The sequence below is a fragment of the Cysteiniphilum litorale genome, from assembly GCF_003428165.1.
Classification (GTDB): Bacteria; Pseudomonadota; Gammaproteobacteria; order Francisellales; family Francisellaceae; genus Caedibacter; species Caedibacter litoralis.
Genome location: NZ_QLIQ01000157.1, coordinates 1 through 771, shown reverse-complemented (window position 1 = coordinate 771; position 771 = coordinate 1). Strand labels below are relative to the sequence as shown.

General features: G+C 38.1%; 1 protein-coding gene. It reads left to right on the top strand.

Annotated elements, in window-relative coordinates; all coding sequences use genetic code 11:
- Positions 1-276: 276 nt before the first annotated feature.
- Positions 277-771, top strand: a 495-nt coding sequence (locus DNJ75_RS15030; RefSeq protein ID WP_206609141.1) for a hypothetical protein, incomplete at its 3' end; no start/stop codon positions are given.

Sequence of the window (771 nt, the reverse complement as noted above, 5' to 3'; positions counted from 1 at the left end):
GTTATCAGTTTACGAATGTCGTGCCAGAGCCTTATTTATCGCATCCGTACACCACAACAACGGTTATTTCAGAAGCAGGCAAAGACCATATTGTGTCAGGAACCAACTTTGGGCTATTAAACTTCAGGAAGCGCAATTGTGTTTATTTATAACCGTGCTTTGAATTTTTTACTTATCACTTCTCACTTTTTACTTTTTACTTTTCCTAAAAACTAAAAACTTTTTGAGCTTAAGTACTTAAACACTTAAGACGTTCATTCACAGGAGTAAATCAATATGTTTTTATGTCACTTCAAGTTATATAACTTGTTTAAGTCATTGAGTTTACGCTTAGTTATACAAGTATCATTGGTTGTTAACCTGCTGATGTTAACAGGGGTAGTGCAGGCGGATACTCAGCGTAATAGTTACGATCAACAACAGGTTGAATCACTACAAGCAAAGCTAACAGACGCTGCCAAAGGATATTATACGCAGGTCAAAAGCTATGGCAAAAGTGCCAGCGCTAAAGCACAGGATTATCAGCGATATGCTCGTGATTATGCACACATCACATCCGCAAAACTCAGTGATGCGCAAACGCAGATGCAAAACTATTTTCAGGATTATATGGATGACATACGTCAGCAGTTAGTGACACCAAATGAGGATTTTCATGGGGTTTATATATTTGCGTCACTGGGGATGCCCATTGAGACTTTAAGGGTATTGAACAAACAAGCTGCTGCACTGAAAATTCCATTATTGATACAGGGATTATATGGTGATTCG